A 13,753-nucleotide genomic window follows, 5' to 3' on the forward strand; every position below is an offset into this window, starting at 1 on the left:
CACTGGGGCTCCGTGACCGCCTCTCTCACCGTCCGCGTCGCCGACGCCGCCGACGTCGACTCCCTGCTGGCCCTCGTCCACAGCGCCTACCGGGGACCGTCGGGCCGCGAGGGCTGGACCTCCGAGGCCGACCTCATCGACGGCCCGCGCACCACCCGCGAGCTGCTCGCCGCCGACGTCGCCGACCCGTCCATCACGGTGCTCGTGGCGGGCGACCTCGTCGGGTGCGCGGCCGTCACCCTCGCCGAGGGCGCCACCACCGCCTCGTTCGGCATGTTCGCGGTGCGCCCCGGCGGGCAGCGCGGCGGCGTCGGGTCGACGTTGCTGGACGCCGCCGAGCAGACCGCCCGCGAGCGCGGGGCGCACACCCTGGAGATGTGCGTGATCGACCGGCGCACCGAGCTCATCGCCTGGTACGAGCGGCGGGGCTACGTGCGCACCGGCGAGTCCCGGCCCTTCCCGTACGGCGAGGAGGGCGTCGGGGTGCCGCGCGACGACGACTTCAGGTTCGCCGTGCTCGAGAAGGATCTGCGAGGCTGACACGGTGCCCGACCTGACCCTCGCCCAGGACGCCGACGCCGACGCGGTCCTGAGCGCCAACCCGCTGGCCCTGCTCATCGGCATGCTGCTCGACCAGCAGTTCCCGATGGAGCGCGCCTTCGCCTCGCCCGCCCTGCTCACCGAGCGCCTGGGCGGGCCGCTGACCGCCGCCGGCATCGCGGAGTACGACACCGAGGCGCTCGTCGCGGCGTTCACCGGCCCGCCGGCGCTGCACCGCTACCCGCGGTCGATGGCCGAGCGGGTGCAGGCGCTGTGCCGCCAGCTGGTCGAGGACTGGGGCGGCGAGGCCGAGCGCCTGTGGGTCGACGCGGCCTCGGGGCGCGAGGTGCTCGCGAACCTCCAGTCGCTGCCCGGCTTCGGCAAGCAGAAGGCCCAGATCTTCACCGCGCTGCTCGGCAAGCAGTGCGGCGTGCGGCCCGAGGGCTGGCGCGAGGCCGCGGGCTCCTACGGCGACGAGGGCTCGCGGCGCTCGATCGCCGACGTGGTCGACCCGGTGACGCTCGGCGAGGTCCGCGACTTCAAGCAGGCCCAGAAGAAGGCCGCGAAGGCCGCGAAGGCCGCGAAGGCCGAGGCCTCGTCCTGAACCGGACGTGACCCCGGGTCCCGGTGGCGCCGTCGCCGTCCGGGGTTCAAGGTGGTGTCCGAGGGCACCCCGTGGGGGCGGCCGGTGCCGAGGAGGCGACAGACGTGGTGAACCGACGTCAGGACGACGACGGACAGCCGATCCTGATCACCCAGGCGGCGATCTCCTACGACGAGGAGTTCGCGGCCCGCAAGAAGCGCTACTCGCTGATCATGGCGTGCCGCATCCCGTGCCTGGTGCTCGCGGGCGTCGCGGGGATCGGGTTCGACCTGCCCTGGGTGGCGGTCGCCCTCATCGTGCTGTCGGTGCCGCTGCCGTGGGTCGCGGTGCTCATCGCCAACGACCGCCCGCCCAAGAAGGCCGAGAAGGCCAACCGCTACCGGCGCAGCCACCGCGAGCTGGGCGCCGTGCCGGACGCGCAGATCATCGAGGCGGCCGAGATGCTCGACCGCCGCGACCAGCGCACCGAGTGGCCCCGCCAGTCGCCGCAGGACGGGGCCGACCACGAGCCGCCGCGCACCGTCGACGCCGAGGCCCCCCGCACCGGCAGCGAGGGCTGACCGGCACCACGCGCGATACTCGCCCCACGGTCCGCGACCCGGGGGGTGCCGATGACCATCGCGTTCGCGCGTCTCGGACGCTGGTTCCTGGCCGCCGCCGCGCTGTGCCTGGCCGCCCTCGTCGTCGTCGCGGTGCTGCTCGCGGGCCCCACGCGGTTCGCGACCGCGCTGGCCCTCGGGATCACCGGGGCCGTCCTGCTCGTCCAGGGCCTGGTGTGGACCGCGCTGCAGCGCCGCTGGTTCGGCAGCCCCGCGGCCCTGCGGCGCACGGCGCGGCGCGGGACGCCCGCGCTGGCCCGCATCGCCGGCGTCACCAGCACGACCAGCGCGATCGGCAACGACGCGATCCCGGTGCTCGACCTCGACGTCAACGGGAGGGTGATGCGCCGCCGGGTGCGCGTGCCGTTCCACCACGCCGCCGACGTGCGGGTGGGGCGGATGCTGCCGATCCGCGTCGACCCCGAGGGCTCGCCGGTGATCGTCGTCGAGTGGGACGCGGTGCGCTGATCACGTGCCCCGCGCCACCCCGAGGGGCGCCGCGAGCCCCGGCAGGCGCGTGATCCCGGGCAGCGGCCCGAGCGCGTCCGAGGGATCGGCGACCGGGAGGCGCCCCGGCCCGCCCGCGGCCGGCGGTGCGGGCAGCGTCGCGGGCGGGGCCTGCGCCGCCGGGCCGTCGACGCCGGGGATACGGGCGACGGGCGCGAGCCCGGCACCGCGGCCGTGGCCCGCGCCGTGGTCCACGGGCCGCTGCCGGTGGGTGTCCGCGTGCGTCGCGAACGCGTGGGCGAAGGTCTGCGAGCGCGGCACGCGGTCGGCCGACGCGTTCGACCCCGACGCGGCCCCGTCCTGCTCGGGTCCCTGCACGCAGCGGCGGGCGGCGTTGATGCACTCGACGCCCTCCTGGGCGCGGCGCTCCGACGACAGGTACTCGAGCAGGGCGTGATCGGTGATCGGGTCGTGCTGCTGCTCGGGGAAGCTGTCGATGGCGAACTGGCGGCCCGGTGGCGGGTCGTCGTAGCTCACCGTGATCCGCAGCGCCGGGACCGGGACGAGGTCGTCGTCGCACTCGCCGTTCTCGTCGGGGTAGACGATGTGGGTGGTGTGGTCCTCGGAGTCGATGTCCTGGCCGTTCCAGCAGCTCGGGAAGTCGTAGATCCGCTGCAGTGACGACCCCGGCGGACACATCGGGTAGAGGTCGGTGAGCCGCCCACCCGCGCCGGTGCAGGTGTACTTGGCGTTCGCGCCCTCGCCGTCGTCGGTGCCCGCCTTGGCCGACCCGGTGACCAGCGCGATGTTCAGCGGCAGCGCCTCGGCGCGGCGGGTGCCGTGGCCGTGGAAGGTGAAGTCGACCGCCGTCGGCTCGACGATCGCGCCCACGTTGCCGTCGAGGCTGCCGCCGTCGACGCCGACGTCGGGGCCCGGGGCGCGCAGGTCGCGCAGCACGGGCCAGAAGATGGGGGAGCGGTCGCCGTTGGTGCAGGTGGTCGCCGTCTCCTCGAGGACCTCGCGCTCCGAGGCGAAGTTGGTGCCCTCGTTGCCGGCGTAGTCGTGCACGTGCTGGGCGCCGTTCCGCTTCCCGGGCGTGATCAGGTAGTTGTCGGAGTTCTTGTGGTCGCTGACCGCGCACCGGATCGTGTAGCTGCCGCCCGAGAACGCCCCGCCCTCGCCCGAGAACGCGCCGCGCTGCACCCGCTGGATCTCGACGTACTCGTTCGCCGCGGCCCGCCCGATCTCGTCGCGGCCCGGGAACTCCTCGTCGTCCTCCTGACCGCCGCCCTGGTCGCCCTGGTCGCCCTGATCCCCCTGGTCGTCCTGCTCCTCCTGGTCCTGATCGTCGCCGTCCTGCTGGCCGGCCCCGTCGCCGTCGCCGCCGCCGTCGCCCCCGTCGTCGCCCGACTCCTCGTCGTCGGCGACCGACACCAGCCCGCCGTGCGACACCACCGGGGTGCCGCCCGCCCCGAGGGCCACCCCGACGACCAGCACGGCGACCGCGAGGAGGCCCAGCAGCACCACGGGCACCCGGCGCGGACCGCGGCGTCGCCGGTCGAGCGCATCCCAGGGGCTCGCGGCCGGCGCCGACCCGCTCATCGCGCGCCGGCCCATCAGCTCACGCCCTCCGCGCGCGCCCGCCGATCACGCCGCACCGACGCCGGCGCGCCGAGCCACGGGTCGGACCCCTCGCGGGGGACCGCGTGCGACCAGGGCCCCGTCACCGGCGGACGCGGCCCCGCGGGCCGGGCCGGCGCCGACCGGGCGACGGGCACGCCCGGCACCGGGAACGGGTGCGAGGGCGTGCCCACGACCCGGACCGGGCCCGACACGGGCTCGCGCCGCACGGGGACCGGACCGGAGTCGGGACCCACGGTCAGGGGTGCCGACGGCGGCGGGGTCCGGGAGGGCGAGCGGCCGGGCCGGCGCGGGACCGGGCGCTCGACACGGATCTCGGTGATCTCGCCGGGCGCCTCGGGGATCGCGGTGCGCTCCGCACCGCCGGTCCGCCCCCGCGCCGGGGCGGCGACGAGCGCGGGCGGGCCCCACCCGCGGTCGGCCGCCGCGCGGCCCGCCCCCGGGGGCGGGAGGGGCGCCGCCGCCACCCCGGCCCAGGGCCGGTCGAGCAGCGGGGGCCACGGCCAGCGCTCCTCGAGCCCCCGGCAGCGCGCACACCCCAGCCCGAGCACCAGCCCGAACACGAGGTGGCCCAGCAGGGAGAGCGTCACCGTGGTGACCGTCAGCGGGAACATCAGCTGCTCGCCCCGCGGCGCGACGGCGACCGTGGCGATGAGCCCCGTCCACACCGGGAAGACCGCGAACACGACGGCCGCGGCGACCGTGGCCCGCTCGCCCCACCGGCGCAGCCCGGTAGCGGCGACGAGCACGAAGAACACCACGCCGATGCCGCCGCCGTCGCCCACGTAGCGCCACAGGTAGCCGACGATCGCGCCGACGGCGGTGGCCCCACCCTCGGCGCCCAGGATCCAGGTGCCGACCGTGGGGATGAAGTCGCCCCACCACCCCAGCAGGTAGACGGTGTCGAGGCGCACCGCGTCGTAGACGAGCGTCGCGATCACGCCCCAGACCGCGCCCGTCAGCACGATCCGGTCCTCGCCGACGGGGGAGAACACGGCCAGGAGCAGCACCGCGAGGGTCAGCGGCACCACGACCAGCCCGGCCGTCACGTTCATCGGGGCCAGGCCGAACACGTGCGCGGAGATCGCGAGCAGCGGCAGCGCGGCGACCAGGAGGTGCAGCCCCAGCCGGCCGAGGCGGGCCCGGTGCTCGCCGAGGAAGGCGAGCGCGTCGCGCCGGAGCGACCCGGGGTCGGCGGGCAGCTCCTCGGGCGGCACGGCGAGGGCGGCACGCCCGACGGCGGCGCCCCGCACGGCGGGGCGCCCGTGGGCGCGGGCCGGATGGGTCACGAGCTCTCCTCCACGCCGCCGGACCGGGACTGCGGTCACCGTGACAGCAGCGGCGACGGCGTGGGTGCCGTTTCGCGGGATTGCCCGTGCACCCGGGAACGACGCGACGGGCCCCGCCCGGTGTGGGTCCCGTGTCGGGCGCGTGGGGCATCATGGGGACATGAGCCAGACCGCGGTGCTTCCCGACACCCGCCCGCAGGGGACCGACCGCACGGGCGACGACGACCCGAAGATGTTCCACTACGTCCGGAAGAACAAGGTGGCCGAGTCGGCGGTCACCGGTTCGATGGTGGTGGCGCTCTGCGGCGAGACCTTCCCGGTCACCCGCTCGCCCAAGCCCGGTTCTCCGGTCTGCCCGAAGTGCAAGGAGATCTTCAACAAGATGCCCCGCGGCGGTGACGACGGGGAGTAGGCCCACGCCGGCCCCTGCCCCGTCCGACTCCGCCCCGGAGGGCCTTTGACCACCCGCGCGACCGGTAGCCCGACCAGCACCGATCCCTCGGGAGCACGACCGCTCCGACAGTGGCAGCGGCGCGCCCTGACCCGGTACCTCAGCGACCGGCCCCGCGACTTCCTGGCCGTCGCGACGCCCGGCGCCGGCAAGACGACGTTCGCGCTGCGGGCGGCCACCGAGCTCCTCGGCGACCGCACCGTCGACACCGTGACGATCGTCTGCCCCACCGAGCACCTCAAGCACCAGTGGGCCGAGGCGGCCCGGGGCGCGGGCCTGGCGATCGACCCCGAGTTCTCCAACAGCGTCGGACGCACCTCGACCGACTTCCAGGGCGTCGCGGTCACCTACGCGCAGGTCGCCGCGCACCCGGTGCTGCACATGAACCGCACCGAGGGCCGCCGCACCCTGGTGATCTTCGACGAGATCCACCACGCCGGCGACGCCAAGTCGTGGGGCGAGGCGACGCGCGAGGCGTTCGCGGGCGCCACCCGCCGGCTCGCGCTCACCGGGACGCCGTTCCGGTCCGACGACAGCCCGATCCCGTTCATCACCTACGAGCCCGACTCCGCGGGGGCCATGCGCTCGCGGCCGGACCACTCCTACGGCTACGCCGACGCGCTGGCCGACGGCGTCGTGCGCCCCGTGGTGTTCCTGGCCTACTCGGGGCAGGCGAGCTGGCGCACCAGCGCGGGCGAGGAGATGACCGCGCGGCTGGGCGAGCCCCTCACCCCCGAGCAGAACGCCCGCGCGTGGAAGACCGCCCTCGACCCCAAGGGCGAGTGGATGCCGGCCGTCCTGCAGGCCGCCGACACCCGGCTCACCCAGCTGCGCCAGGGCGGCGTGCCCGACGCCGGCGGCCTGGTGATCGCCACCGACCACACCACGGCCAAGGCCTACGCGGCCCTGCTGCGCCGGGTCGCCGGCGAGGAGCCGGTGGTCGTGCTCTCCGACGACCCGAAGGCGTCCGGGCGGATCGCCGAGTTCTCCCGCACGAACGACCGCTGGCTCGTGGCCGTGCGCATGGTCTCGGAGGGCGTCGACGTCCCCCGTCTCGCGGTGGGCGTCTACGCGACCAGCGCGTCCACGCCGCTGTTCTTCGCCCAGGCGGTCGGGCGCTTCGTCCGCTCGCGGCGCCCGGGCGAGACGGCCAGCGTGTTCCTGCCCAGCGTGCCGTCGCTGCTGGCCCTCGCCAGCGAGCTCGAGGTGCAGCGCGACCACGTGCTCGGCGAGCCCCACCGCCCGAAGGAGGGCTGGGAGGACGACCTCCTCGAGGCGGCCAACCGCACCGAGGACGAGCCCGGCGAGCAGGAGAAGGCGTTCGAGGCCCTCTCGGCGGAGGCCGAGCTCGACCAGCTGATCTACGACGGGTCCTCGTTCGGCACGGCTGCGGGCGCCGGGAGCGACGAGGAGCAGGACTACCTGGGGCTCCCGGGGCTGCTCGAGCCCGACCAGGTGCGCGCCCTGCTGCGCCGCCGCCAGAGCGAGCAGCTCGACCGCGAGGCCGCCCGCGAGGAGCCGGCCGCCGCGGTGACGACGGCCGAGCACCGGGCCGCGCCCGCCCGCGAGTTCCGCCGCGACGTCGGTGTGGCCGAGCGGCTCAAGGACCTCCGGCGCGAGCTCAACGCGCTCGTCGCGGCCCACCACCACCGCACCGGCAAGCCCCACGGGCAGATCCACGGGGATCTCCGCAAGTACTGCGGCGGCCCGGCGACCCCGATGGCGTCGCTCGAGCAGATCGAGGAGCGGATCGCGACCCTGCGGTCCTGGCGCTGATCGTCCACGCAGCGTGCTCGCGCGGTGACGTGTGGTGCACATCACACACCGTGGTGTCCCACCGGTGTCGCCGCCGTCGCGGTCCGACACGGCGACGACACTCCGTTCACCGCAGCGTCACGAACGGGTGATGACCGCACAGTCGGACCCTGGGTCGCGCCGGACGAAGCCGCTGGACCGGATGCGCAGCGGTCGAGGATCCGGGGGCGGACGAGCCGCCGCCGGCGGCTCCCGCCGCCGATCCGGGCAGATCGGACAACCGCTCGGGGCCGACCGACCCGGTCGTGATCGCCGGCCACGGCGGGGACGATCCGGTCCGCGCACGACGACGGGCGGGGACCCTGGGGTCCCCGCCCGTCGCGGTGTTGGTCTCGTTGGTGCTCTTCTCGAAGAAACTGCTGGTCAGGCGGCCGTCATGCGGTCTCTCCAGCCTGCACGTCCACCGACAGCTCCTTCAACTTGGCCTCGTGGGCCCGGGCGTGGTGCCCGCAGAAGAGGAGTTCTCCACCGGAGGGCAGTACGGCGCGAACCTTCGCCGCTGCACCGCAGCGGTCGCAGCGGTCCGAGGCGGTGAGTTCTGGCCGGGTCAGGGTGCCGGGCATCGTCATCTCCCTCCGTCGAGGCGTCGGACGGAGGTCCGAGCCCGCGAGCTCCGGTCGAGCGACCGTCGCTTCTCCACTGTGTCAGACGCCGACCGCGACCGCTCGTGTTCACGCGCCGCTTTGGCGTCCGTCACGAACCGCTCATCGGTGGTGAGGAACCGTTCGTTCCGGGGTATGGGGCGGGACCACCCGATCGGGAGTCGATCTCGAGCGACGAGTGGTGGACGGCCGCGTGCGCGCCGCGCCGCGGACCCCGGTCACGCGCGGAGGCCACCGCCGGACCCGCGTCGCCCACTAGCCTGTGCGCCACCATGCGGCCGGGTGGAGGGGAGGCTCCTGTGGGCGACGACGGGGTGGGCGACATCGCAGAGCGCGCGGGGAGGCTCGCCGAGCAGCTGCGCGAGCAGGGCGTCGCGGGCGTGACGGTGGTCTGGGCGGACAACAACGGCATCCCGCGCTCGCGCACCGTGCCGGTGGCGTCGCTCCCGCAGGCGGCCCAGACCGGGATCGGCGTGAGCACCGTCTTCTCGATCTTCGACACCAACGACGGCATCCAGTACGGCGCGCCGGGACGCGAGACGCCCTCGGGCGATGTCCGCCTGGTGCCCGACCTCGACCGCCTCACGCCGCTGGCCGGCCAGCCGGGCCTCGCCTGGGCGCCGGGCACGCAGGTCACCGTCGACGGGTCGCCGTGGCCGTGGGACCAGCGCTCGCTGCTCGCGTCGACCGTGGAGGCGCTCGCCGGGCGCGGCTACTCGGCGCTGGTGGGCTACGAGCTCGAGTTCGCGGTGTCCCTGCCCAGCGAGGACGGGGCGGTCGTCCCCGCGTACCGCAGCCCCGCGTACAGCCCGCACGCCCTGCTGGAGATCGACGCGTTCGTCACCGACGTCCTGCGCGACGCGGAGGCCAACGGGCTGCGCATCGGGCAGCTCCACGCCGAGTACGGGCCGGGCCAGGTCGAGCTCTCGCTGGGCGCGGCCGACCCGCTCAAGGCCGCGGACGACCAGCTCCTGGCCCGCCAGACCGTCCTCGCCGCCGCCGCGCGCCACGGGGTGCGGGTCAGTTTCGCGCCGCTGCCCTCGCTCAACCTGGCGGGCAACGGATGGCACGCGCACACCTCGCTGTGGCGCGACGGGACCAACCTGCTCGCCGGCGGCGAGGAGGGCCCGGGCACGGCCGGCAGCGGGTACATCGCCGGGCTCCTGCGCGACCTGCCGGCCCTCGCGGCGATCACCGCGCCCTCGATCGGCTCGATGGCCCGGCTGCGGCCCGGCTTCTTCGCCGGCGCCTTCGGGTTCTGGGGGATCGAGAACCGCGAGGCGCCCGTGCGCTACGTGGCGGGCTCCCCGCTGCTCGGGCTGGACCACGCCAACGTCGAGCTCAAGGTCTCCGACGCCTCGGCGAACCCGTACCTCGCGCTGAGCGCGATCCTCACCGCCGGCGTCGCGGGCGTCGAGGAGAACCTCGTGCCGCCCGCCCCGATCGACTCGGACCCCGGAACCTGGAAGAAGAAGGAGCGGGCCGCGGCGGGCCTCGAGATGCTCCCCACGACCCAGGCCGACCAGGAGGCCGCGCTGCTGGCCTGCCCGCGCCTGACCGATCTGCTGGGCCCCGAGCGGCTCGGTGCCTTCCTGGCGGTGCGCCGCTCGGACGCCGCGTTCGCCGCCGACCGCGAGACCGAGGACGTGCTCGCGGCCTGGCGCTGGCGCTACTAGACGGCTCCGACGGTCCTGCTCAGCGCAGCAGGATGTCGAGGATCGCGTCGTGCACGGCGGGGCGGGCGATGAGCAGGTCGGGGGAGTAGGGGTCGTCCGCCCCGAACGGCAGCGGGCTGCCGTCGAGGCGGGTGACGCGCAGGCCGGCGCCGACGGCGACCGCGGCCGGGGCGGCGTTGTCCCACTCGTACTGCCCGCCCGAGTGCAGGTAGGCGTCCACCTGCCCGTCGACGACGGCCAGGGTCTTCACACCGGCCGCGGAGAGGGCGACCGTGCGCACCGGGAAGACGGCGGCGAGGCGGCGCAGCTCGGCGGGCGGCCGGGAGCGGCTCACGGTGATCGTCAGGCCGCGCTCGGGATCGACCGGCGTGTCCGCCAGCGGCGCCACCGTGTCCGAGTCGGCCAGCTCGCCGCGCGCGGGCAGCGCGACGGCGCCCGCGGCGAGGGCGCCGTCGACGACGAGCGCGACGTGCACGCCCCACTCGTCGCCGCCGCGGCCGTAGCCGCTCGACCCGTCGAGGGGGTCCACGATCCACAGCCGGTGCGCACCGCGGCGCGGCGCCGGGTCCTGGGTGCCCTCCTCGGAGAGCACGGCGTCGTCGGGGCGGTGGCGCTGCAGCGCGTCGACCAGGAACTCGTGCGCCTCGGCGTCGCCGCGGTACTCGCGGTCGATGCCCGGAACGGTGTCGTCGCGGAGCTCCAGGAGCAGCGCCCCGGTGGCGTCGGCCAGCTCGCGGGCCAGCGCGGCGTCCTCGGCGACGGTGGGCTCGGCGGCGGTGGTCCCGCGGCCCGTCGGCTCTTCCCTCGCGGCACTCACCCCCCGATCCTGCCCGACGGTCCGGGGCGGCACCGGGCGGGAAGGCGTGATCCGCGTCGGGGCCGGATCAGGACTTCTCGGCGGCCGTCAGGACGCCGGCGAGCTCGTGCAGGACGGCGGCGCGCGCCTCGTCGGCGCCGGGGGCGGTGTCCTCGCGCTGGTCGAGCAGCAGCCGGGCCAGGCTGGCGAGGCTGATCACCTGCGCCGCGAACTCCTCGGGCCCGCCCAGCTCGCCCAGCAGGGCCCCCACGGCCTCGAGGTCACCGCCGTCCATGCCCTGGATCAGCGCCACGGAGCGTCGGTGGACCTCGGCGGGATCGGTGTCGGGGAAGGGCTGCACGGGGCCCAGCATGTCAGCCGGCCCGGGACCCGGTCCTACCCGCCGCGCCTGCGTCGCTTCTTCTCCTTGCGCTCCTCGCGCAGCTCCCGCCACGTCTCCTGCCCGGCGTCGAGCACGCCCTTCGTGATCCCCTTCGCGGCGCCGTGGGTCACGTTCTCCGTCATGTGGCCCCCCAGCTCGGTCAGCCCCTTGCCGCCCTTCTCATGCAGGTCGAGGCGGTTGGTGGCCTCGGCGAAGCGCAGGTAGGTGTCGACGCTGGCGACCACGATGCGCGCATCGATGGTGACCAGCTCGATGCCGACGACCGAGATCTTGACGAAGGCGTCGATCACCAGCCCCTTGTCGAGGATGAGGTCGAGCACCTCGGCCAGCCCGCCCTGGGGCGAGCGCCGGACAGCGGGGGAGGTCACGGCGAGGAGTGTAGGAACGCCGTGGCGAAGGTGACCATCGTCCGGACGGCCCCGTGCGCCCCGCCGACCGCCCGATGACGCGACCCGCCGGGCCCCCCGCTGCCGTCAGCAGCCCTCCTCGCCGTCGTCGCGCCGCTCCCGCGCCTCCTCCTCGAGCGCGTCGTCGAGCAGGCGCTCCAGCCCCTGGATGCTGCGGTGGGGGCCGCGGCGGTCGAGCACGACGGGTTCGTCGGGCTCACCCGCCGCGGCGAGCCCCTCCGTGATGTGATGAACTGTGTACAGACTGTGCACACCGGCGCGGTCGGCGGCGACGTGCCGCGGTGGGGGGACCCAGTCACGGGAGCGTGGATCCCGCTCGTCAGGAGCCTCGTCATGGACCTCATCGTCAGCCACTGGCACTGCCCTCGCTGCGACGTCGGCGGTCGGGACCGCGAGCCCGAGCCGTCGTGCTGGAACTGCGGTGGGTCGGCGGTCGTCACCTCCCGCCCGCGGGTGGACGGTGACGAGCCGCCGGCCCTCACCCCATGAGGATGCCGCTCAGCTGGTGACCGCCGACATCCCCCGGTCGGCACTGACCGGTCCGTCCGCCGACGGGCGGATGTCGAAGTCGAAGATCGACGTCGGCAGGTAGAGCGAGCAGCAGGCGTTCGGGATGTCCACCACGCCGCTGACCCGGCCCTCGATCGGCGCCGACCCGAGCAGCAGGTAGGCCTGCTCGCCGGTGTAGCCGAACTTCTTGAGGTACTCGACGGCGTTCAGGCACGCCCGCCGGTAGGCCAGCGTCGCGTCGAGGTACTCGTTGGTGTCGGTGTCGTGGTCGACCGAGATGCCGATGAACGTCAGGAACTCCGAGTAGCGGGGCTCGACGTTGCCCGGCATGAAGATCGGGTTCGTGCTGACCCCGTACTTCTCCATCCCGCCCTTGATCAGGTCGACGCCGAAGTCGATGAAGCCGCCCATCTCGATGGCGCCGCAGAACGTGATCTCGCCGTCGCCCTGGCTGAAGTGCAGGTCGCCGCCGGAGAGCTTCGCGTCCGCGACGTGCACCGGGTAGTAGACCCGGCTGCCGCGGGTGAAGTTCTTGATGTCGTGGTTGCCGCCGTTCTCGCGGGCGGGCACGGTGCGCGCACCCTCCGCCGCGATCTGCTCGGCGAGCGAGCCGGTGGCCTGACCGCCCAGCGAGTTCTGGGACAGCGGCGGGAGCGCGAGCGGCGGCACGCGGTCCGGGTCGCGGTCGATCAGCGCCTGCTCACGGCGGTTCCAGCGCGCGAGCAGCTCCGCCGAGGGCGCCGTGCCGAACAGGCCGGGGTGCGTGATGCCGGTGTAGCGCACACCGGGCAGGTGGCGTGACGTCGCGACCTGGCCGTGGAAGTCCCAGATGGCCTTGGCCGCGTCGGGGAACGAGTCGGTGAGGAATCCGCCGCCGTTGTCCCGCGCGAAGATGCCCGTGTAGCCCCAGCCCTGCCCGGGCGCGTCGCCGTACTCCTGGGGCGGCTGGCAGGGGCCGAGATCGAGGATGTCGACGACGAGCAGGTCGCCCGGCTCGGCGCCCTCCACCCCGATGGGGCCGGACAGCATGTGCGCGTGGGAGAGGTCGACGTCGCGGACGTCGTTGGCGGAGTCGTTGTTGCCGAGCTGTGCGTCGGTCCATTCCCGGCACTCGACCCGGAACTCGCTCCCGGGCCGGACCATCGAGGCCAACGGGATGTCCGGATGCCACCGGTTGTGGCCGGGCACGGCCTGGTCGCGCATGGACTTGGACTGGTCGACCTCGAACACGACCTCGGGCACGGGCGATCACCTTCTCCGGGACGGGGCCGGCTCCTCGCCGACCGGGGGTTACGGGCGCAGGACGGGAATCAGGTCCGGGTGTAGGCCTGGCCGGCCGCATCGGCGGGCGCGGGCTCCGCGCGGCGCGGGCGCAGCGTCGGGATGAGGACGACGAGCATCACGACGCCGATCGCGGCGAGGACGACCGCGGTCATCGTCGTCGTCGGCCACGTGCCGATGAGCAGCAGGAACCCGGGGATCGCGGCGGTCACCCAGGCCTCGATGAGCGTGACCCAGCCCGTGTAGCGGGTCAGCGCCTCACGCTTGAGCCCGAGCAGGAGGAAGAACAGGGTCCAGAGGACCGCCCAGTAGAGCCAGATGACGCCGAACGGGGCGTTCTCGAGCATCGTGAAGTTGACGTACGAGAACCCGAGCGCCGCGATGGCCACGAACAGCGAGAACCAGCCGACACCGGTGGTGTCGAGGTCGGCGAGCAGGCCGATGCCGACGTAGAGGTAGGTGAAACCGAAGAGGTACAGGCCCCCGGCCAGGATGATCTGGTCGTTGTCACCGTTCGCGGTGAAGATCAGGTACGTCGGTGTGACGACCTGCAGCGTCCCGACGAACAGGTTCATGATGGCTGCTGCCTTGCCCTCGATGAAGCCGAGCAGCAGCAGTCCGTTCACGAACAGGACCGCGCCGACGTAGAACAGGCCGACAGATGCCATGGGTCCCTCCCGGGCAGGACCGAG

The 13,753-nt window shown here is 74.5% G+C and carries 17 protein-coding genes; 8 read left to right on the forward strand and 9 right to left on the reverse strand.

Translation table 11 applies throughout. From position 1 onward, the window contains the following. Window positions 1-12 precede the first annotated feature (12 nt). From PHK61_RS00115 to PHK61_RS00130, 4 genes are all read left to right on the forward strand, one after another. A complete protein-coding gene (locus PHK61_RS00115; protein ID WP_274278932.1) occupies window positions 13-540 on the forward strand; it encodes a GNAT family N-acetyltransferase in 528 nt (175 codons plus the stop codon). Window positions 541-544: 4 nt separating this feature from the next. Then, window positions 545-1,144, forward strand: a complete 600-nt coding sequence (locus PHK61_RS00120) for an HhH-GPD-type base excision DNA repair protein (RefSeq protein WP_274278933.1) — start codon at window positions 545-547, stop codon at window positions 1,142-1,144. 104 nt (window positions 1,145-1,248) lie between these two features. Next, window positions 1,249-1,704 (forward strand): DUF3099 domain-containing protein, encoded by a 456-nt coding sequence (locus PHK61_RS00125; RefSeq protein WP_337993901.1) that lies wholly within the window; start codon window positions 1,249-1,251, stop codon window positions 1,702-1,704. Between the two features lie 51 nt (window positions 1,705-1,755). After that, entirely contained in the window at window positions 1,756-2,211 is a 456-nt protein-coding gene (locus PHK61_RS00130; RefSeq protein ID WP_274278934.1) for a hypothetical protein, read from the forward strand. On the opposite strand, the gene PHK61_RS00135 is transcribed toward PHK61_RS00130, so the two are convergent. Both PHK61_RS00135 and PHK61_RS00140 read right to left on the reverse strand, forming a co-directional pair. Beyond that, entirely contained in the window at window positions 2,212-3,807 is a 1,596-nt protein-coding gene (locus PHK61_RS00135) for a DUF1996 domain-containing protein (protein WP_274278935.1), read from the reverse strand. Beyond that, window positions 3,807-5,120, reverse strand: coding sequence for a hypothetical protein (locus tag PHK61_RS00140; protein WP_274278936.1), 1,314 nt, complete (start codon window positions 5,118-5,120; stop codon window positions 3,807-3,809). The genes PHK61_RS00135 and PHK61_RS00140 overlap by 1 nt, the downstream gene beginning before the upstream one ends. A gap of 160 nt (window positions 5,121-5,280) precedes the next feature. Between PHK61_RS00140 and PHK61_RS00145 the strand changes: the two genes are divergently transcribed. Further along, a complete protein-coding gene (locus PHK61_RS00145; RefSeq protein WP_274278937.1) occupies window positions 5,281-5,532 on the forward strand; it encodes a DUF3039 domain-containing protein in 252 nt (83 codons plus the stop codon). Between the two features lie 45 nt (window positions 5,533-5,577). Then, window positions 5,578-7,347: a DEAD/DEAH box helicase gene (locus PHK61_RS00150; RefSeq protein ID WP_274278938.1), complete on the forward strand. Its 1,770-nt coding sequence runs from the start codon at window positions 5,578-5,580 to the stop codon at window positions 7,345-7,347. Between the two features lie 413 nt (window positions 7,348-7,760). Here PHK61_RS00150 and PHK61_RS00155 read toward each other — a convergent pair whose 3' ends face one another. Beyond that, entirely contained in the window at window positions 7,761-7,955 is a 195-nt protein-coding gene (locus PHK61_RS00155) for a DUF7455 domain-containing protein (protein WP_274278939.1), read from the reverse strand. Window positions 7,956-8,302: 347 nt separating this feature from the next. Here PHK61_RS00155 and PHK61_RS00160 point away from each other — a divergent pair, with 347 nt between their 5' ends. Further along, entirely contained in the window at window positions 8,303-9,664 is a 1,362-nt protein-coding gene (locus tag PHK61_RS00160; protein WP_274278940.1) for a type I glutamate--ammonia ligase, read from the forward strand. 19 nt (window positions 9,665-9,683) lie between these two features. On the opposite strand, the gene PHK61_RS00165 is transcribed toward PHK61_RS00160, so the two are convergent. From PHK61_RS00165 to PHK61_RS00180, 4 genes are all read right to left on the reverse strand, one after another. Beyond that, window positions 9,684-10,481, reverse strand: coding sequence for an inositol monophosphatase family protein (locus PHK61_RS00165; protein ID WP_274278941.1), 798 nt, complete (start codon window positions 10,479-10,481; stop codon window positions 9,684-9,686). A 67-nt stretch (window positions 10,482-10,548) separates the two neighbouring features. Continuing rightward, window positions 10,549-10,821 (reverse strand): hypothetical protein, encoded by a 273-nt coding sequence (locus PHK61_RS00170; protein ID WP_274278942.1) that lies wholly within the window; start codon window positions 10,819-10,821, stop codon window positions 10,549-10,551. A 35-nt stretch (window positions 10,822-10,856) separates the two neighbouring features. Further along, window positions 10,857-11,231: a gas vesicle protein GvpJ gene (gene gvpJ / locus PHK61_RS00175; RefSeq protein ID WP_274278943.1), complete on the reverse strand. Its 375-nt coding sequence runs from the start codon at window positions 11,229-11,231 to the stop codon at window positions 10,857-10,859. Between the two features lie 105 nt (window positions 11,232-11,336). Beyond that, window positions 11,337-11,522 carry a hypothetical protein gene (locus PHK61_RS00180; protein ID WP_274278944.1) on the reverse strand — a complete coding sequence of 62 codons (186 nt, stop codon included), beginning with the start codon at window positions 11,520-11,522 and terminating at the stop codon, window positions 11,337-11,339. Between the two features lie 81 nt (window positions 11,523-11,603). Here PHK61_RS00180 and PHK61_RS00185 point away from each other — a divergent pair, with 81 nt between their 5' ends. Next, window positions 11,604-11,759 carry a hypothetical protein gene (locus PHK61_RS00185; RefSeq protein WP_274278945.1) on the forward strand — a complete coding sequence of 52 codons (156 nt, stop codon included), beginning with the start codon at window positions 11,604-11,606 and terminating at the stop codon, window positions 11,757-11,759. A 9-nt stretch (window positions 11,760-11,768) separates the two neighbouring features. Here the strand turns inward: PHK61_RS00185 and fmdA are convergent, their stop codons facing one another. Next, a complete protein-coding gene (gene fmdA / locus PHK61_RS00190; protein WP_274278946.1) occupies window positions 11,769-13,022 on the reverse strand; it encodes a formamidase in 1,254 nt (417 codons plus the stop codon). 68 nt (window positions 13,023-13,090) lie between these two features. After that, window positions 13,091-13,729 (reverse strand): AmiS/UreI family transporter, encoded by a 639-nt coding sequence (locus PHK61_RS00195; protein ID WP_274278947.1) that lies wholly within the window; start codon window positions 13,727-13,729, stop codon window positions 13,091-13,093. Window positions 13,730-13,753 lie beyond the last annotated feature (24 nt).

Origin of the sequence: Actinomycetospora lutea (genome assembly GCF_028737205.1) — a bacterium.
Lineage (GTDB): Bacteria > Actinomycetota > Actinomycetes > Mycobacteriales > Pseudonocardiaceae > Actinomycetospora > Actinomycetospora lutea.